This is a genomic window from Microbacterium sp. NPDC076768 (genome assembly GCF_040687205.1).
Taxonomy (GTDB): domain Bacteria; phylum Actinomycetota; class Actinomycetes; order Actinomycetales; family Microbacteriaceae; genus Microbacterium.
This window is the reverse complement of sequence record NZ_JBFBMU010000001.1, coordinates 1,187,833-1,212,906: the sequence shown is the minus strand read 5'-3', so window position 1 is coordinate 1,212,906 and position 25,074 is coordinate 1,187,833. Positions and strand designations below refer to the sequence as shown.

At 62.3% G+C, this 25,074-nt stretch carries 21 protein-coding genes and 3 tRNA genes; 7 read left to right on the top strand and 17 right to left on the bottom strand.

The features are described from left to right. The first annotated feature begins 78 nt into the window (after window positions 1-78). Both AB0O87_RS05990 and AB0O87_RS05985 read left to right on the top strand, forming a co-directional pair. Window positions 79-154 (top strand) — tRNA-Lys (locus tag AB0O87_RS05990). Window positions 155-325: 171 nt separating this feature from the next. Further along, window positions 326-694, top strand: a complete 369-nt coding sequence (locus AB0O87_RS05985) for a nuclear transport factor 2 family protein (RefSeq protein ID WP_363512624.1) — start codon at window positions 326-328, stop codon at window positions 692-694. Window positions 695-847: 153 nt separating this feature from the next. Here the strand turns inward: AB0O87_RS05985 and AB0O87_RS05980 are convergent, their stop codons facing one another. Further along, on the bottom strand, window positions 848-1,312 hold the full coding sequence (locus AB0O87_RS05980) for a hypothetical protein (protein WP_363512622.1): 465 nt from the start codon (window positions 1,310-1,312) through the stop codon (window positions 848-850). Window positions 1,313-1,441: 129 nt separating this feature from the next. Between AB0O87_RS05980 and AB0O87_RS05975 the strand changes: the two genes are divergently transcribed. Next, window positions 1,442-1,987: a type 1 glutamine amidotransferase domain-containing protein gene (locus AB0O87_RS05975; protein WP_363512620.1), complete on the top strand. Its 546-nt coding sequence runs from the start codon at window positions 1,442-1,444 to the stop codon at window positions 1,985-1,987. 59 nt (window positions 1,988-2,046) lie between these two features. On the opposite strand, the gene AB0O87_RS05970 is transcribed toward AB0O87_RS05975, so the two are convergent. The 13 genes from AB0O87_RS05970 to AB0O87_RS05910 form a co-directional block, all read right to left on the bottom strand. Continuing rightward, entirely contained in the window at window positions 2,047-2,580 is a 534-nt protein-coding gene (locus AB0O87_RS05970) for a DUF1697 domain-containing protein (RefSeq protein ID WP_363512618.1), read from the bottom strand. Further along, complete coding sequence (locus tag AB0O87_RS05965) at window positions 2,577-3,158, bottom strand: isochorismatase family protein (RefSeq protein WP_363512616.1); 582 nt, start codon at window positions 3,156-3,158, stop codon at window positions 2,577-2,579. Before AB0O87_RS05965 ends, AB0O87_RS05970 begins: the two co-directional genes overlap by 4 nt. 93 nt (window positions 3,159-3,251) lie before the next feature. Then, window positions 3,252-5,048 (bottom strand): alkyl sulfatase dimerization domain-containing protein, encoded by a 1,797-nt coding sequence (locus tag AB0O87_RS05960; protein ID WP_363512614.1) that lies wholly within the window; start codon window positions 5,046-5,048, stop codon window positions 3,252-3,254. Window positions 5,049-5,183: 135 nt separating this feature from the next. Next, a tRNA-Thr gene (locus tag AB0O87_RS05955) sits at window positions 5,184-5,259 on the bottom strand. A 69-nt stretch (window positions 5,260-5,328) separates the two neighbouring features. Then, window positions 5,329-6,870, bottom strand: coding sequence for an alpha/beta hydrolase (locus AB0O87_RS05950; RefSeq protein WP_363512951.1), 1,542 nt, complete (start codon window positions 6,868-6,870; stop codon window positions 5,329-5,331). An 8-nt stretch (window positions 6,871-6,878) separates the two neighbouring features. Further along, window positions 6,879-8,036: a DNA polymerase III subunit delta' gene (locus AB0O87_RS05945; protein ID WP_363512612.1), complete on the bottom strand. Its 1,158-nt coding sequence runs from the start codon at window positions 8,034-8,036 to the stop codon at window positions 6,879-6,881. A 54-nt stretch (window positions 8,037-8,090) separates the two neighbouring features. Further along, window positions 8,091-8,720: a dTMP kinase gene (gene tmk / locus AB0O87_RS05940; RefSeq protein ID WP_363512610.1), complete on the bottom strand. Its 630-nt coding sequence runs from the start codon at window positions 8,718-8,720 to the stop codon at window positions 8,091-8,093. After that, on the bottom strand, window positions 8,717-11,590 hold the full coding sequence (gene topA, locus AB0O87_RS05935) for a type I DNA topoisomerase (RefSeq protein WP_363512608.1): 2,874 nt from the start codon (window positions 11,588-11,590) through the stop codon (window positions 8,717-8,719). Before topA ends, tmk begins: the two co-directional genes overlap by 4 nt. A 77-nt stretch (window positions 11,591-11,667) precedes the next feature. Then, window positions 11,668-11,997: an Rv3654c family TadE-like protein gene (locus AB0O87_RS05930; protein ID WP_363512606.1), complete on the bottom strand. Its 330-nt coding sequence runs from the start codon at window positions 11,995-11,997 to the stop codon at window positions 11,668-11,670. Continuing rightward, window positions 11,997-12,371, bottom strand: a complete 375-nt coding sequence (locus AB0O87_RS05925) for a TadE family type IV pilus minor pilin (protein ID WP_363512604.1) — start codon at window positions 12,369-12,371, stop codon at window positions 11,997-11,999. The genes AB0O87_RS05930 and AB0O87_RS05925 overlap by 1 nt, the downstream gene beginning before the upstream one ends. A gap of 20 nt (window positions 12,372-12,391) precedes the next feature. Continuing rightward, window positions 12,392-12,589 (bottom strand): DUF4244 domain-containing protein, encoded by a 198-nt coding sequence (locus tag AB0O87_RS05920; protein ID WP_363512602.1) that lies wholly within the window; start codon window positions 12,587-12,589, stop codon window positions 12,392-12,394. A 59-nt stretch (window positions 12,590-12,648) separates the two neighbouring features. Next, on the bottom strand, window positions 12,649-13,551 hold the full coding sequence (locus AB0O87_RS05915; RefSeq protein WP_363512600.1) for a type II secretion system F family protein: 903 nt from the start codon (window positions 13,549-13,551) through the stop codon (window positions 12,649-12,651). Next, complete coding sequence (locus AB0O87_RS05910) at window positions 13,545-14,552, bottom strand: TadA family conjugal transfer-associated ATPase (protein WP_363512598.1); 1,008 nt, start codon at window positions 14,550-14,552, stop codon at window positions 13,545-13,547. Before AB0O87_RS05910 ends, AB0O87_RS05915 begins: the two co-directional genes overlap by 7 nt. 375 nt (window positions 14,553-14,927) lie before the next feature. Here AB0O87_RS05910 and acs point away from each other — a divergent pair, with 375 nt between their 5' ends. After that, the gene (gene acs / locus AB0O87_RS05905) at window positions 14,928-16,895 is read left to right on the top strand and encodes an acetate--CoA ligase (protein ID WP_363512596.1); all 1,968 of its coding nucleotides are present in this window, start codon (window positions 14,928-14,930) and stop codon (window positions 16,893-16,895) included. 150 nt (window positions 16,896-17,045) lie between these two features. On the opposite strand, the gene AB0O87_RS05900 is transcribed toward acs, so the two are convergent. The 3 genes from AB0O87_RS05900 to AB0O87_RS05890 form a co-directional block, all read right to left on the bottom strand. Beyond that, entirely contained in the window at window positions 17,046-20,315 is a 3,270-nt protein-coding gene (locus tag AB0O87_RS05900) for a LamG-like jellyroll fold domain-containing protein (protein ID WP_363512594.1), read from the bottom strand. A 359-nt stretch (window positions 20,316-20,674) separates the two neighbouring features. Continuing rightward, complete coding sequence (locus tag AB0O87_RS05895; RefSeq protein WP_363512592.1) at window positions 20,675-21,133, bottom strand: RidA family protein; 459 nt, start codon at window positions 21,131-21,133, stop codon at window positions 20,675-20,677. Beyond that, the gene (locus AB0O87_RS05890) at window positions 21,130-21,354 is read right to left on the bottom strand and encodes a hypothetical protein (RefSeq protein WP_363512590.1); all 225 of its coding nucleotides are present in this window, start codon (window positions 21,352-21,354) and stop codon (window positions 21,130-21,132) included. Before AB0O87_RS05890 ends, AB0O87_RS05895 begins: the two co-directional genes overlap by 4 nt. An 89-nt stretch (window positions 21,355-21,443) precedes the next feature. On the opposite strand from AB0O87_RS05890, the gene AB0O87_RS05885 reads away from it, so the two are divergent. The 3 genes from AB0O87_RS05885 to AB0O87_RS05875 all read left to right on the top strand — a co-directional run bounded on the left by AB0O87_RS05885 (window position 21,444) and on the right by AB0O87_RS05875 (window position 25,071). Then, window positions 21,444-24,014: a transglycosylase domain-containing protein gene (locus AB0O87_RS05885; RefSeq protein WP_363512588.1), complete on the top strand. Its 2,571-nt coding sequence runs from the start codon at window positions 21,444-21,446 to the stop codon at window positions 24,012-24,014. After that, complete coding sequence (locus AB0O87_RS05880) at window positions 24,005-24,946, top strand: metallophosphoesterase (RefSeq protein WP_363512586.1); 942 nt, start codon at window positions 24,005-24,007, stop codon at window positions 24,944-24,946. The genes AB0O87_RS05885 and AB0O87_RS05880 overlap by 10 nt, the downstream gene beginning before the upstream one ends. 48 nt (window positions 24,947-24,994) lie before the next feature. Beyond that, window positions 24,995-25,071, top strand: a tRNA-Pro gene (locus AB0O87_RS05875). The last annotated feature ends 3 nt before the right edge of the window (window positions 25,072-25,074 follow it).

Sequence of the window (25,074 nt, the reverse complement as noted above, 5' to 3'; positions counted from 1 at the left end):
GCTCCGAGAAGGAATGAGGGGCCGTCGGCGGCTGATGTCGCCGACGGCCCCTCGTCGTGCGCGTTAGACTTATCTCAGGGGCCTCTAGCTCAGTTGGCAGAGCATCGGACTTTTAATCCGCGGGTCATGGGTTCGAGCCCCATGGGGCCCACCAAATACACAAGGCTCGACCCCTTGCCAGAAGAATCTTTGGCGGCGGTTCGGGCCTTGTGTGCGTCTCGGCCCAGGTGGGAGCGTTGGCGTCGTCCTCCTCGACATAGCGACCCTCATGCGGCCCCGCTTCGCATGTAGGCTAGCGGCTCCAGGGACCGAAGGAATCAGCATCATGCTCGACGAACTGCTCGACCTCGAACTCCAGGGATGGAGATCACTCTGCGACAGCACCGGGGCGGACTTCTACGGGCGGATCATGACCCGCGACGGCGTCATGGTCCTCGCACACGGTCAGATCTTTGACCGCCAGACGGTCATCGACTCTCTCAACGAAGCACCGCCGTGGCGGACCTTCGATATCGCCGACGCACGACTCATCGAGTTGAGCGACAATCACGCCATCCTCGTCTACACCGGCCGCGCGTATCGCGAGGAGCACGAACCCGCCTTCACCGCGCTCATGTCCAGTGTCTACACCCGCCACGAAGGTGACTGGCGACTCGCCCTCTACCAGCAAACCCCGATTCCCACGCCGCGCTAGGACACGGCGCCGGCCTCCACGCGCATTGCCGTCGAGCGCGCCCTTCGAGAAGTCGAACCGCACCTTCGACCAAATTCGACGTGCTGACCCGAGTGCGTCGACTTGACGAGGGTTATGTTATCCCCCTGGTAGAGGGATACAGTTTGTCCACCTTCAGGAGTCCTCCCCTGGCGCACCAGCGAGCAACTCGTTGCGAATGTCAGCGACGCCTCCGGGCAACGACTCCCCCTCGAGTTCGAAGACGGGCGCAGCCGGGGTTCCTCCGATTCCGCACACGGCGACGCTGTCCTGCCCGTCGAGTGTCTTCGGGATGACGACGAACCACAGCGATGGCTGATCCAGCCACTCGGTGGTTGCCATGTCAGCGAAATAGGTCGCCCCATTCGCCAGGCTTTTGGTCTGTTCCGTGCAGAGGTTGATCAGCGTGGTCACCGTGAATTCTGCGTTTTGCTCCGGCGTCGGCGCCGAGGTCGGTGTGGCGGTCGGCATCGGCGACGCAGACGGCGTTTCGGATGCCGCGGGCGAGGAAGAGGGCGAGGGCGTCGCCTCAGGTGTCGGAGCACAGCTGGAGAGCAACACCACCATCGGCACGAGCAAGAGAAAACGTCGAAGTCGCATACGGCGATGCTACTGGCGTTGGCGTATCACCCACATGCCCAGGTGGCCACCCCCTTCATTCTCTTGACGTCTTGCGGGAGGTTGGAGAAGTCCGCGAAGGGCGGATGACTCCCCACGAAAGGATGAACAATGGCTCTCACCGGCAACCGAGTGGCATTCCTGGCGACGGACGGATTCGAAGACAGCGAGCTCACCAGCCCGTGGGATGCGGTCACGGCGCAGGGCGCAAGCGCGACAATGATCGCTCCGGATGGTGCCGCAATCACGGGTAAGAACGGCCACGAGCAGGCCGTCGACATGCATTCCGCTAACGCATCGGCCGAGCAGTTCGATGCACTGATGCTTCCCGGCGGCGTCGTCAACGCCGACCACCTGCGGCTCGACAAAGCCTCTGTTGACCTGGCTCGGGCGTTCTTCGAGCAGCACAAGCCGGTCGGCGTGATCTGCCACGGCGCGTGGATTCTGGTTGAAGCAGAGGTAGTGAACGGCCGAACACTCACCAGCTACCCGAGCCTTGCAACCGATCTCCGCAACGCGGGTGCGACGTGGGTCGACGAAGAGGTTGTGGTCGACGAAGGTCTCGTCTCCAGCCGCACGCCAGATGACCTGCCTGCGTTCAACGCGAAGCTCGTCGAAGAGATCGGCGAAGGCAAGCACTCAGGGCAGACGGCCTAGCCCGCACTTCTGACACGGCCGCTGGGTAGCCCAGGCCCCACGCTGCACGAACAGAGGACCTACGCGGTGAGCTCGATGAGCTTCCGCGTCGTCCTGAGGTTACGAGCAGTGCCTGCGACACCCAGCGCCCGGTCCAGTACGGCTTTTGTGAGCTTGGTGGAGTGCACACCGCCCTCGCCGTAGGAGATCCACAGGTCGTTGCCTACGATCGCAAGCTGCTCAGTAGGAAGAAGCCGTTGCTGCAAGATCTCGAGTGCGCCGTCGGCGGGCGGCGCCTCCAAGAACATTGCGTGCACGAGCTTCTCTTCACCCTCGCGAAAAGGGTGAGCGGCCTCAGACGACACCAGTTGCTTATGAGTGCGATGGATCACGGGAGTGTCCACACCGAATTCTGCCTGGATCGCGGCGCGCGTCGCGCCACACGCAGCGTCTGGATCTTGTGGTGTCGCGCAGATCACATTGCCGCTGGCGATGTAGGTCGAGACGTCAACCAAATCTGTCTGTGCGCTCAAGACATCGCGAAGTTGCGCCATCGGGACACTATTGCGCCCGCTCACGTTGACTGCACGGAGCAGTAAAACGCTGCGCGTCACACCTCGCTGCTTTGCGCTAGCTGGGCCCCCGCGTGCGCAAGCTCAACGAGCGCCGCGTCTGATGACTCTGGGGCAACCCCGGCAACCAGGTCGGTCAGGACCCGAACATGCACACCGTGGGCAACCGCGTCTAGCGCAGACGCACGCACGCAGTGATCCGTAGCAATACCCACCACATCGGCGCTCAGTACGCCAGCGGCCGTCAAAACCGCCCCGACAGTCTCGCCAGCATCTGTTTCACCTTCGAACAGTGAATATGCGGGCTTCCCCTGACCCTTGCGAACATGATGGGTCACCGCATCCGTCACCAGCAGTGGGTCGTATGCTGCGCCTTCTGTATCGGCAACGCAGTGCACCGGCCATGTGTCGACGTAGTCGGGGGTTTCGGCGAAGTGTCCACCGTTGTCGTTCGTCGCGTCATGCCAGTCTCTCGAGGCAACGATGACGTCGTAATCCGCCGCGTGCGCTGCGAGGAAAGTCGTGATGGCCGTTGCCACCGCGTCGCCACCCGCGACAGCGAGCGCACCGCCCTCCGTGAAATCGTTCTGTACATCGACGATCAGCAGTGCGCGGCTCATGCTTCGAGGGTACGCCGTTGGAAAGAGATTTGCCCCGTGAAGCACACACCATCACGGGGCAAATCTCGATCTCTCTTTAATTCAAAGTCGCTGTCAGGGCAGAACAATCTCGAACGCCGAGTTGCCAGGGCTCAGCACACTCAGCAGTTGTTTCAGCACACCGACGTCTCCACGGACGTCGACACCGTCAGAGTCCAGATCACCGCCGGCCAGCGCAATCAAGCGAGGTTTCGTCAGCCTAAAACTTCGGTTCTGGTCACTGACCGTGATGTCAAAGGCGAGATCGAGATCCCATGCCCGCGGGCCGTCGACAGTAATCGCGATCGCATCGAAAAGCTGCTCTGGGGTGAGCTGCGCTTGAATAGCCGGAGCATTTGTCGTGGTCGGGGTGCCGAAGTTCCCTTCGCGAAGTTCCGTCGCGCCCGACAGGAAGAAATTGCGCCAGGGGCCATTCTCGGAGCCGTACCCCATCTGTTCCAACGTGTCAGCGTAAAGCGATTTCACGGCGACGTTGCGGGGGTCAGCGAAAACCGCGTGGTCGAGAAGCGTCGCTGCCCAACGGAAATCACCGGAGTCAAACGCCGCCTGGGCAAGCTCGACAACTCGGTCTACCCCGCCGATGGCATCGACGTAACGGTCCGCCTGCTCCTTGGGCGGGTGGGGCCAAAGTCGCGCAGGGTTTCCGTCAAACCAACCCATGTAGCGCTGGTAGATCGCTTTGACGTTGTGGCTCACAGACCCGTAGTATCCCCGCGCGTGCCAAGCGTTTTCCAGCGCGGGTGGCAGCTGCATCTGCTCTGCAATCTCGGCGCCCTGGAATCCTTGATTAATCATCCGGAGCGTCTGATCGTGAAGATAACCGTAGAGATCGCGTTGCAAACCAAGGAACTCAATGACCTCTGCTGTCCCCCAGGTGGGCCAGTGATGAGAGGCGAACATGACGTCGGTTTCTTGCCCGAAATCTTCGATCGCCTCCGTCAAGTACCTAGACCACACGTTCGCGTCTCTGACGACTGCTCCGCGCAACGTGAGTATGTTGTGCAACGTGTGCGTCGCGTTTTCGGACATACAAAGCGCCCTGTACCGCGAGAAGTAGAAGTGCATTTCGCTGGGCGCCTCCGTGCCTGGCGCCATCTGGAACCTGATCTCTACGCCATCCACCGTGTGCGTTTGGCCAGTGGTGGTGATCTCCAGAGTCGGCGCAAGCAGGGTGGGTTCACCCGTCGACGCGGTCTGCCCGAGCCCCGCCCCCACCGCGCCCTTCGGCCCCCTCGGCAATGCGGCGCCAAACATATACCCGGCACGGCGAGCCATTGCAGTTCCGGCGTAAACGTTCTCCGCGACTGCATGCTCGACCAACCCTTCAGGGGCGATGATCTCTACGCCAGCGTCTACCTGATCTTGAGTGACGATCCCCTGCACACCACCGAAGTGATCGATGTGCGAGTGGGTATACAACACCGCAGCAATCTCCCGGTCCCCCCGGTGACGACGGTAAAGCGCCATCGCTGCGGCGGCCGTCTCTTTAGAAATCAGTGGATCAATCACCACGACGCCGGAGTCACCCTCAACAAACGACATGACGGAAAGATCGAGACCACGCACCTGATACAGGCCAGGTACCACTTCGAACAGACCGTGTTTCGAAACGAGCTTGCTCTGCCTCCAGAGACTGGGATTGACGGTGTCAGGAGCGTCGCCAACAACGAAGTCGTACGAAGAAGCGTCCCACACCACCTTCCCGTCCTCATCGCAGATTTTAGGATCATCCAGTGTTCCCAAGAATCCGCGATCCGCTGCCGTGAAATCACGCTCATCGTCGAATGGGAGGCGAGCGCGAACGTCTCCCTGTTGCTGCGTGATCGAGTTCGAGGCTTCGTTCTGAGTCATGCTGTCCCTCCGGTTAACGCGTGCACCTGCACAGCGCTGAGTCTGTCCCATCACTGGAGCGAGGGCTAGAGGACCAAAGTGGACTCCGGGAGACAAAAAGAAAGACCCCGGGACAAACCCGGGGTCTTTCTTTCTTGGAGCCGCTTGTCAGAATCGAACTGACGACCTTTTCATTACGAGTGAAATGCTCTGCCGACTGAGCTAAAGCGGCGTGCGACGCACGAGCGGCGCGATCACCGATATTACCCTGTCTTGTGCTCGCAGGCGAATCGGGCGGGCGTCACTCGCAGCGGAGGCCGTCTTCTGGCACCACGTCGTCGAGGAGGAACGACTCTACTGCGCCATCGACACAGAGATTGCCCTTGTTGTAGCCGGTGTGCCCCTCCCCTACTCGGGTAATGAGGACACCGTTCTGCAGCTGATCGGCAAGCGACTCCGACCACTCGTAGGGAGTTGCTGGGTCGTTTGTCGTGCCGATGACCAGGATGGGCCCTGCGCCTTCTGCAGCAATTTCACCCCGCGTCCCCGTGGGTGGATACGGCCACACCGAACAAGAATCCGGACCCGTCCAGTATGGAGCGATGGTGGGGGCACCCTCGGCGATCTTGGCTTCGGTTGCTGCCTCGGCAGCCGGATCGTCTTCGACGGGGTAATCCATGCAGTTATACGCACGGAAAGCTTCGGCTGAGTTGTCGGTATAGACACCGTTCTCGCGACCGTTGTAGAAGTCCGCGAGGAAGAACGCCGTTGTGGGATCCCCCTGAAGCGCCTCATCGAGCGCCTGAGTGAGGTAGGTCCAGCTGTCTTGCGAGTAGAGCGCCGCGATGATTCCCGTCATCAAAGAATCCGCTCCCAGCAAACGTCCGTCGCCGTTTCGGAGCGGTGTGCTGTCAACGCTTGCCAGCAGCGCCCCCAAATCGGCCATCGCTTCATCAACGGTTCCGTTGAACGGACACTCGCCAGAAGCCAAACAGTCCTGCATGTACGCACGGAGCGCGGACTCAAATCCGAGCGCTTGAGTCGCGCCGACATCGAGACCAGGCACAGCAGGGTCGATAGCGCCGTCGAGCACGAGTCGGCCGGCCTTTTCTGGGTAGAGCTTGGCGTATGTCGCTCCGAGGAAGGTGCCGTAAGAGTAGCCGAGATAGTTCAGTTGCTTGTCGCCGAGGACCGCACGAATCAGGTCCATATCGCGCGCCGAGTTGACCGTCGTGATGTACGGCAGAATGCCCGTGCTGTTCGCGTCGCACGCCTGCGCAAAGGCCTCGTGCGAATCGAGCACCTCCGCTTCCCATTCGGTCGTTCCACGGGCGGCATCCGGGATGCCGTAAAGGTAGTCGTCCATCTCTGGAGCGTCGTAGCAGGTGACCGCGGTGGACTCCCCGACTCCTCGCGGGTCGAATCCAATCACGTCATAGTTTTCGATCACGTCTGCGCCCACCGCATAATCCAGGCTGCCCGCGATGAGGTCGACGCCGCTGGAGCCTGGTCCGCCTGGGTTTGTCAGCAGAGAGCCGACGGGCTCACCCGCTGCCCGATGTCGAACGACGGAGAGTGTGATCTCCCCCTCTGCCGGATTCTCCCAATCAAGCGGCGCAGTGACATCAGTGCAATCGAACCCCACTCCGCACTCACTCCAGGCCAACTCCTGCGAGTAAAACGGCAGCAGGTCTGCGGCCACCCCCTCGGTGTCTGGAGTGACATCGCTCAACGGGCGTGAGGACTCCTCGGGGATCATCGCGTAGAAGCACCCAGAAAGTGCGACGGAGACGGCTGCCAGGCCTGCAATAACGGCGGCGCTACGCCCCACGCGGGACGTCATTCGAGTGCTCACGGTTTCCTCCCGCTCGAGATGGTCACGAGCAAGCTTTCTAGCGCGAGCAGAGGGGCAACATTGCGCTCCAATGACTGACGCGTTTCGGCAAGGTGGTCAAGTATCACCAGCGTACGGGTCTCCGACCACGCCGCGGCGAGGTCGGTCAGCTCTGGCCGTAGCTCACTATTGATGAGGTCTTCGCCTGGAGTGAGTTGCAGCATGACAACATCGCGAAACAACGACTGCAGATCGGTAAGAACACGATCAATGCCGTCGCGGAGGCTGCGCGTTGAGCGCTTCTTTTGATCGTCTTCGAGCGCTGACAGTTGCGTGCGCAACGCGGGAGGCACAGCTTGACCCTCAGCGATGCCGATCGTGCGCAGCAATGAGGCTCGCTCCTGCGCATCGCGCTCGGCCGTGAGCGACTTGGCGTCTTCTGTCGCCGCTTGAATGATGCGCCCTGCCGCCTCGACGGCATCTCCCACGCCACGAACACCGAGCACGGAGCGCAGCGTTTCGTCGCGTCGTCGTCGTGCGGCTTCGTCAGTCGCGAGGCGCTGCGCCATCCCGATATGACGTTGAGCATGTCGTGCAGCCTGCTCGGCGACCACCTGATCTACGCCGGTCCGCAAGCTGATGAGCCGAGCGACATCGGCGACGTCTGGTTCACGCAACCGCAACGAGCGCACGCGAGAGCGAATGGTCGGCAGTAGGTCGGCCTCACTGGGGGCGCAAAGAATCCACACCGTTTGTTCCGGGGGTTCCTCGAGCGCTTTCAGCAACACGTTCGAGGTGCGCTCGACCATCCGATCCGCGTCTTCGACGACGATGACCCGGTAGCGACCGGCAGATGGCGCAAAGTACGAGCGCTCCACCAGGGCGCGTGCCTCAGCAATCGTAATGATGACCTTGTCGGTACGAAGAGCGGTGACGTCGGGATGCGTGCCTGCCAACACCTGGCGCATCGCTGCCTCGTCGTCAGGCCGGTCAGCGATCAGCGCGGCCGCGAACGCATAAGCAAGGGTAGATCGTCCCGATCCGGGCGGACCGGTGATCAGCCACGCGTGGGAGAGCGCTGAAGGATCGGATGCCGCGTCACGAAGCGTCGCGACGGCGGCATCTTGGCCCCACACATCCGCCCACGGAAAGGGAGCGGCAGCTGTTTGGGGCATGCATTCAGCCTAGCCGCGACCGACGACGTCCATGCGCTGACGAAGCCTCGCGCGTCAGTGGATCAGCTCTTCCACGCGAGCTCGGATGCGATCCGCGATCGCCTCGGGAGACGCCGCGGCGTCGAGCACGAGGAATCGGTCAGGCTCGGCCTCGGCGAGAGCGAGGTAGGCATCGCGCACTCGCCCGTGGAAGTCAGCTTTCTCTGCCTCCAACCTGTCAAACGGCTTGTCGGCGGAGTCAAGTCGCGAGCGCGCGGCTGCGGGATCGAGATCGAGCAGCACCGTCAGGTCAGGAAGCGCACCTTCGGCAGCCCACAGCGACAGATCACGAACCTCAGAAGCATCGAGCACCCGTCCGGCTCCCTGATAGGCGACGGAAGAGTCGAGGTAGCGATCTTGCAGAACGATGTCGCCTCGATCTAGCGCTGGCCGGACGACGGTGGCGACATGATGCGCACGATCTGCCGCGTACAGCAACGCCTCTGCACGCGGTGCAATGTCGCCCCTGTGGTGCAGCACAATGTTGCGGATCAGCTGCCCGACCTCCGACCCGCCGGGCTCGCGCGTGTGAACCACCGTGCGCCCCGACGCTTCGAGCCGTGCGGAAAGCAGGTTCGACTGCGTGGTCTTGCCCGAACCGTCGCCGCCTTCCAGGGTGATCCACACTCCGCGACTTGAGGTCACGACCCTGCCGTCTCTGCTGCGGTCGCTGCGGCGGCCTTGGCTGCGGCGTTGGCCGCCCTCGTTGCCGCCGCCTTCTTCGCCGCCGCAGACCGCGCGGCAGATGTCGCTGCTGTGGTCTTCTTAGGCGCTGCCTTCTTCGCCGTCGTCTTCTTCGCAGCAGGCTTTTTCGCGGCAGGCTTCTTGGCTGGTGCCTTCTTTGCTGGTGCCTTCTTCGCACCACGCTTGGGAGCCGGACCCTTCGCCCGCTTGTCTGCAAGCATCTGCACCGCGATCTCGAACGTGATGTCGTCGACGGTCTGGCCGCGCGGGATCGTCACATTCGTTTCACTGTCGGTGACATAGGCACCAAAGCGGCCATCGCGGATGCGGATCGGCTTTCCGCTCACCGGGTCGGCCTCGAATTCGGCGAGCGCGCTCGAAGCACGGCGGCCAGCGCCGTACTTGGGCTGCGCGTAGATCTCCAGCGCCTGTTCTAGCGTGACGTCGAAGATCTGCGACTCCGAATCAAGCGACCGCGAGTCGGTGCCCTTCTTCAGATACGGGCCGAAACGTCCGTTTTGAGCGGTGATCTCGTCGCCGGACTCCGGGTCAACTCCGACAACACGCGGAAGGCTGAGCAACTGCAACGCGGTGTCGAGTTCGATGGTCTCCACCGACATTGAACGGAAGAGAGACGCCGTGCGTGGTTTGGGCGCGGCTGCTTTCTTCGCTCCACGTTTGGGCTTCGGGGCATCGACGACCTCGCCGGTCGTCTCATCGACCACGTCATCTTCGGAGACAGGATCGTTTTCTTGGACGTACGGCCCGAAGCGACCATCTTTGACGACAACGATCTTGCCGTTCTCGGGGTTCTCGCCGAGCACTCGATCGCCTGCGACGGGAGCGTCGATGAGCTCCTGCGCCTTCTCAGCCGTGAGCTCGTCTGGCGCCAGGTCTTCCGGCACGTTCACGATGCGCGGCTTGGCGTCGGGGTTCTCCGGGTCAGCGACCTCGATGTAGGGACCGTACTTACCGAAACGCAGTGTTGCCGTGTCGGTGATGGGTGTCGAGTTCAACGCGCGAGCATCGATCTCGCCCAGGTTGTCGACCACCTGGCGGAGCCCGACGTGAGAGTCAGAGCCAAAGTAGAACGACTTGAGCCACTCCACGCGGTTCTGCTCTCCGCGGGCGATCGTATCGAGATCATCTTCGAGCGCTGCAGTGAAGTCGTAGTCGACAAGTTCCGCGAAATGCTCTTCCAGTAGCCGGACCACGCTGAACGCGAGCCACGTGGGTACGAGCGCCTGCCCGCGCTTGACGGCATAGCCCCGATCGAGGATCGTCTCGGGAATCGTCGCGAAGGTCGATGGGCGACCGATGCCTTTTTCTTCCAGCACCTTCACCAGTGATGCTTCGGTGTAGCGCGGCTTGGGAGTGGTCTTGTGCCCCTTGGCTTCGGCGTCGGCCATCGCCAGCTCGTCACCGACTGCTACGGCAGGCAGAGACTGGTTCTCGGCCGCCTCTGCGTCGCCACGCTTCTCATCGCGGCCCTCTTCGTACGCCTCAAGGAACCCCTTGAAGGTATAGACGGTGCCCGAGGCAGTGAACTCGGCGTTCTGGCCATCTGCCGAGACGGCGATGGTGACCGTGGTGGTCTCGTACTTCGCATCGGCCATCTGACTTGCGACAGTGCGCTTCCAGATGAGGTCGTAGAGACGCATCTCATCTTTATCGAGCTCAGCAGAGATCGACGAGGGCGTACGGAACGTCTCGCCCGAAGGACGAATAGCTTCGTGCGCCTCTTGAGCGTTCTTGCTCTTGGACTTGTAGACGCGAGGCTTCAGCGGCACTGCACTGTCACCGTAAAGTGCAACGGCCTGGCTGCGGGCCGCCTGCACGGCCTGTGCACTCAAGGCCGTCGAGTCGGTACGCATATAGGTGATGTAACCCTTTTCGTACAGACGCTGGGCAACACCCATTGCCTGCTTCGCTCCCATGGAGAGCTTGCGGCCAGCCTCCTGCTGCATTGTGGAGGTCGTGAACGGGGCGTTGGGGCTGCGTGTGCCTGGCTTTGCTTCAACCTTGGTGACCGTGCCAGCACCGGCGGAATCAACGGCGTGGGCCAGCGCTGTCGCTTTGGCTTCGTCGAGGATTACAACGGCCTTTTTCAGCTTGCCTTCGTCATCGAAGTCACTGCCGCGAGCGAGTTGCCCGCCGTCGACACGCACAAGACGCACTCGAAAAGAGGTGCCGGCTGCGGCGGCTGCCGCGTTGACGTCCCAATACTCGGCAGACACGAACGCCATGCGCTCCCGCTCCCGGTCGACAATCAAGCGAGTGGCCGCCGATTGCACGCGGCCTGCCGAGATGCCTGTCTTGACCTTGTACCAAAGCACGGGCGAGACATCCCACCCATACAGGCGGTCAAGAATGCGTCGGGTCTCCTGCGCATCGACCAACGCGTTGTCGAGTTCACGCGTGTTGCCGACTGCTGCCTGAATCGCGTCCTTCGTGATCTCGTGGAAGACCATGCGCTTGACCGGGACCTTGGGCTTGAGCGTCTCCAGCAGGTGCCAGGCGATCGCCTCACCCTCGCGGTCCTCATCAGTGGCGAGCAAAAGCTCGTCCGCGTTCTTCAACGCACGCTTGAGTTCAGCGACCGTCTTGGTCTTTCGATCAGACACCACGTAGTACGGGTCGAACCCGTTCTCAATGTCGATCGAGTACTTTCCGTAGGCCTCTTTATCGGCCGCCGGAATGTCTTTTTTGCCAGCGAGGTCGCGAATGTGGCCGACGGAGCTGAGCACCTCATAGCCATCGCCGAGGTATCCCTGAATAGATCGCATCTTCGTCGGGGACTCGACGATGACGAGCTTCTTGCCTTCAGCCAAGGGTGCGTCCTTTCTTCGAAGCACACCATACACACCACTGTGTAGAGATGTTCACAGTGAGCGAGGTCGCGCGGCCATCATTGTCCCTCGGGTGGCCCAGCACGGGCGTGGGCGACGGCTGCGAGTCCAGCGTACGCCGCTTGAACCTTCACCGTTGCCACGAACCCGTCAAGAACGCATCCGGTGAGCCTCGCTCCGGCGGCTTCGGCCACCCGCGCAGCGAGCTCACACGGGCCGTCCGCGCTTTGCACGGCACCGCTTGCCGCATCGGCCGCGGCGAGCGCTGCAGCATCAGCAGCACCCGCCGTTCGTTGAGCTGTCACCGATGCGCCGCCGACGATGGCGAGCCCGAAGGCGAGCGATCCGACGACTCCCAGAATGCCCGCCGCGAGCACAGAACCCGCCATCAGCGACCCCCATCCAGCGCGCAGCTCGATGCTCGCAGCGGCAATCGGATCAACCCACCAACCGATACTTCGATCGAGGTTGTCACGCAGACAAGACCCCCAGAGCGAGACGCGGAGACGCTCGCGCCCGGCTCCGCTGTGCGCACCACTCGCGCCGCCGCGCCTTGGTCTTCACCTCGTCCGAGTAGCCGTGCGGCGTCTGCTGATGCGTCCTGCAGTACTACCTGCCGAGACGCCGCGCCCAGTGCTCCCACACCCAACAAAAGCGTCAACACGACCACCGGCAGCGCGACAGCCAGTTCGGCGGAAACCGACCCCTGGTCTTCTGCGCGTGACGCACCGGTCAGCATCGACGACGGACGATGCCTCCCCATTCGCGATCTTCTGCGTTGCATCACGCCACCGTCAGAGCCCGCCGCACGAGATCAGTGAGAATGCCTCGCACTTCATCTGAACGCATAATGACAACGAGCATCCCCGCGAATGCCACGGCTGCCATCGTGGTGATGGCGTACTCGGCAGTGGCCGCTCCGCTTTCGTCGCTGAACAGATCAGCCGCACGGCGCCGGTTTAGCTGTGGAATTTTTGACATGGTGTTCCTTCTTTCTCTCGGATCGGTTGTTTCGTCTCGTCACGTTTCGTCTCGTCTCGTCACAGCGACAGCGGTGTCGAGGCGAGAACACTGAGCAGAAGCGGAGCCACGCCCAGGAGCAGGAAGGCGGGCAGCGTGCAGACCCCGAGCGGAAACAGCAGCTGGGTGGAGAGTTTCGCGGCGCGAAGTCTTCCCTGCACCCTGGAGATATGACGGTCTTGGGTCGCTGATGCCCGCAGTAGCTCTGTCGCGGGCACGCCAGCCGCGCGGGAGAGGTCGAGCACTGCGCGCACCCGCTCTTCGCCCTGGCTAGACCCGGGGCTCGCCGCCACAAGTCGCACAGCACGTTCAATGGACGCGCCGCCACCCAGCGCAACAGCCACCAGTTCTGCCCGAATTCCTGGAGTACCTGGCGCCGGTTTCGCGCGGAGCAGGAGCCGACGCGTCCACCACCGCGCCACTCCCACGAGCAGTAAACCGGCGATCACGCAGCCGCCGCCCATCGGCGTGCCCATAATCACCCCGAGCGTGTCGAATCCGAGTGCAAACCCCAATAGCAGGCCCGCGAAAGGCATCCACAGCAACAGCCTGGCCGTCCCTGCAGGCTCAGCAAGAGCGATGCGCACATCATCTGCGGCTGACGACGCGTCACGCAGGGTCTCAGCGATCATCCGTAGAACCTCGGCGAGAGGCGCACCGACGGTCGTCGCAATCTCCCACGCGGCGGCGAGGTCTACCCATGGTCCGCCTTCTTCTTCTATCGCTGTGACCAGCGGCACCCCACGACCAATCCGCTCGACCACCGCTTCGGCATGCGGATCACCGGTGTCTGCGACATGCCGCCAAGCAACGACGGGTGCTGCGCCCGCTTGAAGCAGCACGGCCAACGTCTGCACTGAAGTTGCCGTGTCGGAGGCTGCGCTCTCTTCGCGCTTCTCACCGCGACGTAGCGAGATCACCACGGCCGAATCTCCTCGATATCGAGTCGATCGTTTGCGATGATGAGCCGCCCAGCTTGTCGAATGCGGCGCACGCCACCCGGCTCACGATCGAGGTGGAGAACGACCGTGAACGCGCTCACCGCTTGTCGTGCGAGCGCTGTGGCATCCATCCCTGCGAGCGCTCCAAGAGCTTCGAGCCTGGCTGGAACATCGTGAAGGCCGCTGGCATGGAGTGTTCCCGCGCCGCCGTCGTGACCGGTGTTGAGCGCCGTCAGCAGCTCCCGCACTTCTTCGCCGCGGCACTCGCCAACGACGAGACGGTCGGGTCGCATCCGCAAAGATTCCCGCACCAGGCGAGCAAGGCTAATCTCCCCCGCCCCCTCAAGATTTGCCTGTCTGGCTTCAAGCGCAACGTGATGTGGGTGGTGGGGGCGCAGCTCCGCAACGTCTTCGATGGTGACAATGCGTTCGCTAGACGACACTTCTGCAAGGAGCGCAGAAAGCAGTGTCGTCTTACCGGTTCCTGTTCCGCCGGTGATGAGAATGTTCGCCCGCTGCACGACAAGGTCAAGGAGCCATCTTTGTTGGGCGGCATCGAAGGAACCGAGCGCTGCCAGCGCATCGAGATCTGCCGCTCTGACCCTGGGTATGCGAATGGAGAGAGCCGTTCCGGAGGTCGCCACCGGCGCCAACACTGCGTGAACTCGCACGCCCGAATCGAGGCGCACATCTACGCACGGCGCTTGATCGTCAAGGTGACGCCCGCCAAGACCGACGAGCGCAACCGCAAGGTCACGGACTTCTCGCTCTGAGGCACGCCACCCCACCGCTTTTTCGGCGCCGCTCCCCCGATCGAGAAACAGTCCATCCGCCCCATTGACGAAAACATCGGTGACCGCAGAATCAATGTGCCCGATGAGTGGGCCAAAGGCCGGATCAAAGCGGAGCGGCTCCGATGACTCGTCCGTCGCGGACGCGATCTTCGTTGCGCCCCTGGGCTGGATGATAAAGGAATCGGACATACCGCGAAGGTAGGCGGCGAACACCGAAGAAAACCGCCGCTGTCTCGAGGACGAGCATGGCCTGTGCAGAACTCCTGCAGCGCCCGGATCGTGCAGAAGCTCGACCACCCACGCATGGAAAGGGCGGCATCTCACGGGGGGAATGAGATGCCGCCCACGGCGCGCCCCCGTTTGGGGGAACCGGGCGCGCCAAGGCCAGAATGAAAATTCGGCTGTCGTCGAGTGTACGAGAGCAAACCGTCTCAACAAAAACGTATCCGCTACCGACTTTCGGCAGTATGCGCCCCCTGTCAGCACGGATAGATTCGCCGTGGCGAGGTCGCCATGGCGCGATCTTGCTCGAAAGACCCGCAAGCCGCAAAGGAGCGCCTCCCGATGAGCAGCCAGATCGACCACCTTCTCGATGAGAACCGTAAGTTCCCGCCGTCGGAAGAATTCGTCGCCCAGACCATCTCGTCGCCAGAGCTCTACGAACGCGCCGCTTCTGATCGCGAAGCCTTCTGGGGAGAACAGTCCAGCGAACTGGTGCACTGGCACAAACCATTCACCCAGGTGCTGGACTGGACGACACCGCCTTTCGCCAAGTGGTTCGACGATGGTGAGCTGAACGTTGCCTACAACTGCCTCGACCGGCACGTTGAAGCCGGAAACGGCGACCGCGTCGCGCTGCACTGGGAAGGCGAGCCAGGAGACTCACGCAGCATCACGTATGCGGAGCTCACCGACGAGGTCAAGCGAGTCTCTAACGTGCTCGAAGGACTCGGCGTCGGCCAGGGCGACCGCGTCGCCATCTACCTGCCGATGATTCCCGAGGCGATCGCCTCGATGCTTGCCGTCGCCCGCCTCGGAGCGATCCACTCCGTGGTGTTCGGTGGATTCAGTGCCGACAGCCTGCGTTCGCGCATCGATGATGCTGGCGCAAAGCTCGTCATCACCGCAGACGGCGGGTACCGCAAGGGACGAGTCTCCGCCCTGAAACCCGCAGTTGACCAGGCCTTGGCTGACCGTGGCGACGGAGAGCAGCAGACTGTCGAGCATGTGCTTGTCGTCAAGCGCGGCGAGAACGACGTCGATTGGCACGAAGGCCGGGACATCTGGTGGCACGAGGCCGTCCCCGCAGCCTCCGCCGAGCACACCGCGCAAGCGTTCCCCTCCGAGAACCCGCTGTTTATTCTCTACACCTCGGGCACCACCGGAAAGCCGAAGGGCATCCTGCACACCTCAGGTGGTTACCTCACCCAGGTCGCGTACTCGCACAAATACGTTTTTGACCTGCACCCCGAGACAGATGTTTTCTGGTGCACCGCAGACATCGGCTGGATCACCGGGCACAGCTATGTCACCTATGGCCCCCTCGCCAACGGCGCCACCCAGGTGCTGTACGAGGGCACCCCAGACACACCCCACCCTGGCCGTTGGTGGGAGATCATCGAGAAGCACAAAGTCTCGATTTTCTACACGGCACCGACCGCGATTCGCTCCTTCATGAAAACAGGCCGCAGCATCCCGGCGAAGTTCGACCTTTCGTCCTTGCGGCTCCTCGGCTCTGTGGGCGAGCCCATCAACCCGGAAGCATGGATGTGGTACCGCGAAGTGATCGGCGCGGACCTTACGCCTATCGTCGACACCTGGTGGCAGACCGAAACGGGCGCCATCATGGTCTCGGCCCTTCCCGGGGTGACCGCGACCAAACCAGGTTCAGCACAGGTGCCCCTTCCAGGAATCGTGATCGACGTTGTCGACGAGCAAGGCTCCGAAGTCGGCAACGGCAACGGTGGACTCCTCGTGATCACGGAACCGTGGCCCAGCATGTTGCGTGGCATCTGGGGTGACCCCGAGCGTTACCGCGAGACCTACTGGGAGAAGTTCGAAGACCAGGGTTACTACTTCGCTGGCGACGGCGCACGCCTCGACGACGACGGTGACCTGTGGTTGCTCGGACGTGTCGACGACGTAATGAACGTGTCGGGCCACCGACTCTCCACCGCCGAAATCGAGTCGTCGCTCGTCGCGCACGAAGCAACTGCCGAAGCCGCAGTGGTCGGCGCTGCCGACGAGACGACCGGCCAGGCCGTTGTCGCCTTCGTCATCATCAAAGAGAGCTACCTCGCCGAGCATGAGCCCGCAGGACTCGCCCAGCAACTGCGGTTGTGGGTAGGCGAGCAAATCGGTGCGATCGCTCGACCGCGAGACGTGTACATCGTTGGTGAGCTGCCGAAGACCCGCTCGGGCAAGATCATGCGCCGGTTGCTGCGCGATGTTGCCGAGGGTCGCGAGGTAGGCGATACGACAACGCTCGCTGACACAGCGGTGATGAGCATCATTTCGGCGCAGGTCAAGTAGACCCTTCGACAGGCTCAGGGACCTGGGGTCGCTGAGCCTGTCGAAGCGTCCGCGACCCGGGGCCACTGAGCCTGTCGAAGCGTCAGGGACCTGGGGTCACTGAGCCTGTCGAAGCGTCCTCGACTGCCGATCTGAGTTCGTCTGATTCGGTCAGCCGGCGAGACCGCGCGTCGTGACCGAATCCACGCTGATCACGTTGGTGCCCGTTGCGCTGCCAGCGCGGTAGGAGAACACCGAAGGGGATCCTTCTCCCTGTAGCGCTGGGGTGCTGTCGGTCGTCGACACCTGCCAGTTCTGCGGCTCGGTCTGACCATCGAGCCAAATCTTCGCCTGGATGGTGGTCGAGCCCGAACCCGATGTTGCGGTGGAAAGGTGGAATACCGAAGTGGAGTCCCACGTGAGGCCCGTGATGCTCTTGCTCGCGATCGCCACTCCATCGCGCTGAATCACCAGCCAGACCGCACCATCGGATCGATGCCAGGCAAGAGCGCGATAGCCAGCGGTATCAGTCCGCCGAGCACCGGCGCCCACATACACCGAACCGGACGAAGGCCCCTCCGAGAAGGAGTACGACACTTCTGTTTCCGAATCTCGCACGGATGCGTCATCGAGGAGCATCTCTCGCGTCTGCCCTGCTGTCAGCGAAATCACGCCAGCACCATCAGCCACCGAGAGCGCCGATGAGCGCCCCTGCAGCGGCGTCCACGATCCGCCTGAGTCCGCTGCGCCCCATCCGGCATCTACAGCGCGGTCGAAGCCATCAGAGGCCACAACCGGACGCGTGTCAGGCTGCTGCACCACGACCTGCTTCTCGGCGGACGAGGAAAGCTGGTTTCCATCCGTGACCGTCAAACGCACGGTGTACGTTCCCGCTGCTGCATACTCATGCGACGCCTCAGCGCCCGAGGCGGTAGCCCCGTCTCCGAAGTCCCACGCGTAGGCCGTGAGAGGTTCTGCATCGCCAGAGGTCGATGCCAGACCGTCGACCTGCACTGTCATCTCACTCATCTGCACGGTCAAGGCTGCCGTCGGCGCTTGCAAGCCGTCGCCAATCTTGAAGTGATTTTGTACCTGATCCGCGCTCAGCGCGTAAGGGTAGACCGCTACTTCATCCAAGGCACCCTTGAAGTAGCTAGACGAAGGCTTCAGCGGCCAACCACCGAAGTTGTCTCCACCGATGCGCCAGTACGCGAGGTACTTCTTCGCTTGGGTCACATCCGGGTCGGATGCCACCAGCTCACCGTCGATGAAGAGCTTCATACCCTCAGCGCTCAGCGAGCCAACCGCGTGATGCCAGGTGTTATCGTTCAGCGCTTCTTCCGACTGGATTACCGACGTCGCACCGTTGTTGAAGGTTCCGAAAACGATCGTTCCCGCGTTTGACATGTACAACTGGCGGTCAAAGCTCGAAGAGTTGCCAGAGGCGAGCGACCCATACCCGATGAGTTTCCCACCTGTGGTTGTGTCGGTCTTGAACCAGATCTCTGTGGAGAATTCCTCTGCTACCGCGAGCTTGCTCGACGACGAGACTCGACCGTTCGATGTCCCATCGAAATTCGATGCGTTGGTCGCAGAGTTGCCCACTCCATCAGTTGCCGCCTTGACTCCAGAGCCGGACGTGGGCAAGTTCGACCCCGCGAGGTCTTGCGTCGCGGTGCCCAGTGGGTAGTACAGCTGAGGACCATCGGCCTCCACGGCATCGGAATACGCCGAAGTGATGGACTCCCCTGCTGCAACGGTCACTCGAACTGACTGACTTTCGACACCGTTCCCGTCGCCATCCCTGGCCACGACAGTGTATGTCTGTTCCGCCCCCGGGTCTCCGCCGTCGTCTTGCAGAGTGATTGTTTGCGAATCCCACCACGTGCTGTCCACCGTTTTCGATGCGATGGGAGCAGCAGTGCCGGCGCGGCGAAGCTCGTAGGTCAGCGCAAGGTCATCGCGATCCCAGTTCGATGGGATCGAGATCTTGACCCGACCGGGAACCGTAGAGGTCGCCGTCGGAACCCAATTCGTCCCCGCCAGCCGAGGTCCGTCTGTCGGGCCATCGGGTGGAGAAGTCGAGAATCGCACTAGTCCGGCAAACTGACCGCCGTTGACGGAGAGAAATTCGCCGCCGATCGAGATCATGTCGCCTGCGCCTGTGATCGACAGGCCAGCTTGATTCATTCCGGTCGCAGTGCCGGTGCCCCAGGTGGGACCCCATGCATACGCCGCTGGGGCCGGGGATCCTGCCCAGTTCTTGAACCTCGTGTTAGTTTGCTCGCCGAGGGTGCCCTGCGCTTCGGTCGTGTATGCCTGCGAATGACGATATGTCGCTGGTTTTTTGTCTGGCTGGAGATCCATCGTCTCGCAACCGTGCATATGGCTCGTTGAGTAGACGACCTTCCCTGTCGAATACACGCCGTAGTTGTCGCCAAGGCAATCAGCAATCCAGCGGACTTCACCCGTCCCAGCTTCAGCCGCGAATGTGCCCTCAAGTTCTACTTGAGTTGGGACGAGGTATGCCCACGCTGTTCCGTACACACCCGTTTCGTCGGCCGCCAGACCGTAGACACCGGTCTTTCCTGACGGATCGCCGTTTTGGATCGTCTTCGAAAGTGCCCAGTTCGTGTCGAGTGCACCCGTTCCCTTGTCGATGGACGCGCTGCCACCGACAGAAGCGTCACCGTTGACCTGTGAGAAACGCCCCCCGATGACGACATTTGAACCCGCGGGGTCCATCACCATCGCATCGACCTGCAGGTCTGTCTTCGGCGACCAATCCAGCACGGCACCGTGCTGATCGTCCAAAGCCGCCAAATTACTGCGGGAGACGCCGTTGACCTGGGTGAACAGTCCGCCCAGGTAGATCTTCGATCCGTCGGTCTGGAGGGAGTACACGCCGCTTCCGCCAACTGCAGGGTAGAACGCGGGGATGAGCTCACCCGTCGTTGCGTCAAGCGCTGCGAAGTTCCATCGCGCTTGGCCATTGACGCTGTTGAACGACCCACCGATGTAGATGCGCGAGCCGTCTGGTGAAGCGGCTACCGCCTTGATCACGCCGTTTACTACCGGCGCGAAAGGCAACAGGTCGCCGGTTTCGATGTCGTAAGCCAAGGCATTCGACCGTGCCGTCTTGGCGGCACCGGGGAGCGCCAGCGGTTCTCTCGCGTTGTCGAACTTGCCGACCGCGTAGACCGTCGTCCCTATCGTGGTCTGTGCCCAGACGTACCCATCGTCGATCTGCACTGTGGGTATCGGGTCTGACGTCACGACATTCTCGTCTCGCTGCAACAACAGCGATCCTGACGGCGTCGTGGAATCGGCAGCTATCGCCGCCGAAGCCCCCACTCCAGAAAACCCTGCGACTAGCAACGCAGCCACTAGCGTCGACGCCACGGCAGTGCGTGCGCGGCGCGCGAAAAGAATACTCCCCATGAAAATCCCCAGATTATTCGTGCAAACAGGGAGAACTGACGGCCAAATGTCACTCTAAATGGCGCGTTCCCAGACGTTGCCATCAAGTTGAGTGGCGCAAAGCGCCAGCCAAAAGTCGTCTCAGTTCCCCAGGCTCGGCCCCCTCGGCCGAGGCCCGCGGCGCAGACTTGCGCCAGCGAGCACCTCATGCTACCAGTTTTTCAACCCGAGGCTTACCACACAAACTGATGCAGCGGAGGGCATGGGGATAACTCGGGCAAAACGTCACCCCCTGCCTATCGCTTCTTAGACCTCCAGCCAGCCGCATCGCCTGCCCGAGATACCCTCGGGCGCCTGTCGAAGCGTCTGAGCCGCTTACATCACGCGAGGAGGAAGGCGACCTCTACCTCGACAGGGCTGCCAAGCGGAAGCTCTGCGACACCGACGGCTGCCCGAGCGTGCCGCCCGGCATCGCCGAAGATCTCGCCGAGAACTTCGCTCGCACCGTTGACGACGCCCGGCTGACCGGTGAATCCTTCTGCCGACGCCACAAAGCCGCCGACGCGAAGAACACCGGCGATCTGGTCGACGCCACCGGCGGCGTCCGCTGCGGCAGCGAGAGCGTTCAATGCGCAGGTGCGCGCATAGACCTTCGCATCTTCCGCAGAAACCTCTGCACCAACTTTGCCGACGGCCGGGAGAGCTCCGTCAACAAATGGCAACTGCCCTGAGGTGTACACGAGTCCGCCATGGGTGACGGCCGGCACATACGCAGCGACGGGCGCGGCTACTGCGGGCAGTTCGATGTTGAGTTCGGCAAGGCGAGCGACGACGCTCATGCGTTTCCTCCATCGAACTGACGCGACGCTTCGGCGGCAGCGGCGAGCCCCGAGTTGGCGGAAGCATCCGTCGTCACCGGACGCTTGAAGTACGCGACAGGTCCGCCTTCTGGGCCCTGCACGACCTGCACGAGCTCCCAACCCTGCTTGCCCCAGTTGTTGAGAATCGCGGCGGTGTTGTGGATCAGCAGCGGCGTGGTGAGGTACTCCCACGTAGTCATGGCTCTCCTGTCAATCGGGGCGCGGCGACGGAAATCCGCAGCGCGCTCGTCAAAGCTGGTATTCAGGGAACTCCCCTACGATCAAGCGTATGCCCCAAAAGAATCGCACGGTGAGAGGCGTGCTCGGCGGACTCGTCGGGCTCGTCGGGTTGAGTGCCGTTGCCGGCCTCCTCGTTGCCGCCAGTGTCACCCCTGTCCTTGCCATGACTGGCCTCGCAGGCACGCAGGCATTGACTCTCTTTGATGAGCTTCCCGAGGTCCTCCAAGTTGACCGCCCAATGGAGCAGTCAACGATCTACGCGACAGGCACTGACGGCAAGCCGGTAGCGCTCGCTTCTTTCTACGAGCAGAACCGCATTCCCGTGACGTACGAGCAGGTCAGCCCCGTGCTCTACGACGCGATCCTCTCTAGTGAGGACAAGAGCTTTTACAGCCACGGCGGTGTCAACCTCGGCGCCACGGTTAAGGCCATGGTCGACAACGTCAGCGGCAGCTCTAACCGAGGTGCCTCTACGATCAGCCAGCAGTTCGTAAAGAACGTGCGGATCCAGGAGTGCGAGCAGAACGTCGACACCTCGTCCGAGACTTATCAGGCTGACCTGAACCAGTGTTGGACAGATGCAACGCAGGCCAAGGGCGTCGATGGCATTGAGCGCAAGCTGCAGGAGATGCGGTACGCGATTCAGATCGAGAAGGACTTCCCGAAGAACGACATCCTGCTCGGGTACCTCAACATCGCTAACTTCGGTGGCACGGTGTACGGAATCGAAGCTGCTTCGCGGTACTACTTCTCGACCACCGCTTCGAAACTCACCGTGGCTCAGGCGGCCACTCTCGCTGGCATCGTGCAGAACCCGAACTTCTACCGTATTGACCTGCCTGAGGGCACCTGGACGGGCGAAGACGGCGTAGCCCGAAACGGCGAGGCCGATGGCTGGGCTGACACCAAAGACCGTCGCGACTACGTGATTAACCGCATGTACGCCGACGGCAAGATCACCGAAGCGCAGCGTGACGATGCGATTGAGTCAGCGATCACGCCTGCTATCAAGGCACCCACACAGGGTTGCGCCGCGGCGGGCACTAACGCCTACTTCTGCCAGTACGTGAAGTCGATCGTCGAGAACGACGAGGCATTTGGAGCCACCAAGGCGGATCGCACCGATCTGCTCCGCCGCGGTGGACTGGAGATCTACACCTCGCTGGACTTCCGCATCCAGAATGAAGCCGCTGCGGCGATGACAGAGATCGTCCCGGCTAACTACGACAACGACTACTTCGGTGCCGCTGGTGTCTCCCTCGAGGCGGATACGGGGCGCATCCTGTCGATCACCCAGAACACGCAGTTCGTCGAGACGCCAACCGAAGACCTCGCGAAGACCTCGCTGGTGTTCGCTGGCGATATGGAAAACGGTAACTCCGGTGGCTTCCAGGTGGGATCGGTGTACAAGCTGTTCACCTTGATTGACTGGCTCGAAAACGGTCGCTCCGTCAACGAGGTTCTCAATGGGAGCGTGCAAACCAACGTGAAGTTCACCGCAGAGTCGTGCGGTGGCGGAACGCTGACTGCCAACACCCAAGAGATTGGTAACTTCGGCGGCAGCAGGGGCTACTCCGCGAACGTGATGGACTTCACCAGAAACTCGCTGAACAGTGGGTACTTCACGATGGCATCGCAGCTTGATATCTGCGAGATCAACAACGTGGCTGACCGGATGGGCGTGACGCTTGCCGATGGCACTAAGACAACCGAGCAGAACGTTCCTTACGATATTCTCGGCTCGAAGAACATCTCCCCTATCGCGATGGCTGGCGCCTACGCCACCGTCGCCAACGGCGGCACCTACTGCACCCCTCGTGCTATCGACCGCGTGGTCGGCGCTGAGGGCGAAGAGCGTGAGCTGCCCGCGTCGTCTTGCACCGAAGGAGTGATCTCGCCGGAGGTCGCTGCGACGGCTGCATACGCGCTTCAGGGCGTCATGACGAGCGGCGGAACAGGTAGCGTCGCGAACCCTTACGACGGCACTCCCCTCATCGGTAAGACCGGAACGCACGACGAGTGGTCGACGATGATGATCGAGTCCAGCACGAAGGTCACCACCGCCGTGTGGGCAGGCCGTTGGAAGGGCCAGAGCAACATCTACAATCAGTGGGCTGGTAACTACAAGCTCAACGAAATGCGTTATCCGTTGGCGCGGATATCGCAGGCTGCCGCGAACGCCGCGTACGGCGGCGACGCCTTCCCACAGCCAGACGGCAACCTGACTCGTCGTGTGCTTACCGACGTTCCAAACGTCGTGGGGCAGACGATCGAAGAAGCGACGTCGACCCTAGAGCGCGCAGGCTTCTCGGTAAGAGAAGGTGCGCCTGTCGACAGCGATCAGCCGACGAACATCGTCGTCGAGCAAGACCCCAGCGGTCAGACGAGCGGTGGCGCGACCATCACCATCTCCCCCAGTAACGGAAAGGGAACGACAGTTCCTGCGGGGTTGGCCGGAATGACGCGATCTGAAGCCGCTGCCGCGCTCAGCGCCGCGGGCTTTACGTCGATCTCGTTCGATAACTCCTGCACTCCGCCGACTGCTGTTGTGAGCTCCACCGATCCGCCGCCCGGCACGGCGACGAGCAAGTCGAGCGCCGTGAGCGTGACGTGCGAGTAGACGCACCCCGCGCAGCACACCCGGCCCTCATTGCGCTTGGCGCGGTGGGGGCCGTTGGTGCGGCTGCGGCGGTGTGGGGCATCGGCATCGAGCGCTATCTCTTCACGGTGCGCGAAGCGACGGCTGCGGCACTTCCTGCTGGCTCCGCCCCGCTGCGCATCTTGCACATCTCCGATGCGCACATGGCTCCGTGGCAACATCGCAAGCAGGACTGGCTCGCATCTCTCGCGCAGCTTGAGCCTGATCTGATTGTGAACACCGGAGACAACCTCGGCCACACCAACGGACTGGACGGCATTCGTCGCGCCTTCGACTCGTTTGCCGGTATCCCCGGGGTGTTTGTGCACGGATCAAACGACGTCACTGCTCCTGCTCCACGCAACCCCCTCCGATACTTTCTGGGTCCGTCGAAGAAACACCACGAGCCAGCGCTTCTGGACACTGACGCCATGGATGCGTACTTCACTGACGAGCTGGGCTGGACTGGACTGAACAACGCGGCCGCGCGACTCACAATTTCAGGCACTGAGGTAGACCTCTTCGGTGTGAACGATGCCCACAGGGACTGGGATCGTCTGGATGTACTGCCCTCCGCGATCGATGGCCTCGGGCCGCGTAACAACGACGCTCCCCTGCTGGGTGTCACGCACGCGCCGTACCAACGCGTCCTCAACACCTTCACTGACCTCGGAGCGCATGCGATCCTGGGCGGCCACACACACGGAGGGCAGGTCTGCCTCCCCGGCTACGGTGCTCTCGTGGCGAATTGCGACATCCCGCTCAAGCAGGCCAAGGGACTCAGCACGTGGTCGCACGACGGGCGTAGCGTGCCCCTCAACGTCAGCGCTGGCTGCGGCCACTCCATCTACGCGCCTGTGCGCTTCGCCTGCCGCCCTGAGGCGACTCTTCTGACGCTCACTGCACGCGGCTGACGGATTCGTCGGACGCACGTTTTCCCTGTAGACTCGGAGGGTTGCAAACGGGGTGTGGCGCAGCTTGGTAGCGCGCTTCGTTCGGGACGAAGAGGTCGCAGGTTCAAATCCTGTCACCCCGACCAGTG

Bases quoted from the DNA above. Each gene is read 5' to 3' on its own strand.
- AB0O87_RS05985 (WP_363512624.1), top strand. From the start codon at position 326: ATGCTCGACGAACTGCTCGACCTCGAACTCCAGGGATGGAGATCACTC.
- AB0O87_RS05980 (WP_363512622.1), bottom strand. From the start codon at position 1,312: ATGCGACTTCGACGTTTTCTCTTGCTCGTGCCGATGGTGGTGTTGCTC.
- AB0O87_RS05975 (WP_363512620.1), top strand. From the start codon at position 1,442: ATGGCTCTCACCGGCAACCGAGTGGCATTCCTGGCGACGGACGGATTC.
- AB0O87_RS05965 (WP_363512616.1), bottom strand. From the start codon at position 3,158: ATGAGCCGCGCACTGCTGATCGTCGATGTACAGAACGATTTCACGGAG.
- AB0O87_RS05960 (WP_363512614.1), bottom strand. From the start codon at position 5,048: ATGACTCAGAACGAAGCCTCGAACTCGATCACGCAGCAACAGGGAGAC.
- AB0O87_RS05950 (WP_363512951.1), bottom strand. From the start codon at position 6,870: ATGACGTCCCGCGTGGGGCGTAGCGCCGCCGTTATTGCAGGCCTGGCA.
- AB0O87_RS05945 (WP_363512612.1), bottom strand. From the start codon at position 8,036: ATGCCCCAAACAGCTGCCGCTCCCTTTCCGTGGGCGGATGTGTGGGGC.
- AB0O87_RS05930 (WP_363512606.1), bottom strand. From the start codon at position 11,997: ATGGCGGGTTCTGTGCTCGCGGCGGGCATTCTGGGAGTCGTCGGATCG.
- AB0O87_RS05925 (WP_363512604.1), bottom strand. From the start codon at position 12,371: ATGGGGAGGCATCGTCCGTCGTCGATGCTGACCGGTGCGTCACGCGCA.
- AB0O87_RS05920 (WP_363512602.1), bottom strand. From the start codon at position 12,589: ATGTCAAAAATTCCACAGCTAAACCGGCGCCGTGCGGCTGATCTGTTC.
- AB0O87_RS05910 (WP_363512598.1), bottom strand. From the start codon at position 14,552: ATGTCCGATTCCTTTATCATCCAGCCCAGGGGCGCAACGAAGATCGCG.
- acs (WP_363512596.1), top strand. From the start codon at position 14,928: ATGAGCAGCCAGATCGACCACCTTCTCGATGAGAACCGTAAGTTCCCG.
- AB0O87_RS05900 (WP_363512594.1), bottom strand. From the start codon at position 20,315: ATGGGGAGTATTCTTTTCGCGCGCCGCGCACGCACTGCCGTGGCGTCG.
- AB0O87_RS05895 (WP_363512592.1), bottom strand. From the start codon at position 21,133: ATGAGCGTCGTCGCTCGCCTTGCCGAACTCAACATCGAACTGCCCGCA.
- AB0O87_RS05890 (WP_363512590.1), bottom strand. From the start codon at position 21,354: ATGACTACGTGGGAGTACCTCACCACGCCGCTGCTGATCCACAACACC.
- AB0O87_RS05885 (WP_363512588.1), top strand. From the start codon at position 21,444: ATGCCCCAAAAGAATCGCACGGTGAGAGGCGTGCTCGGCGGACTCGTC.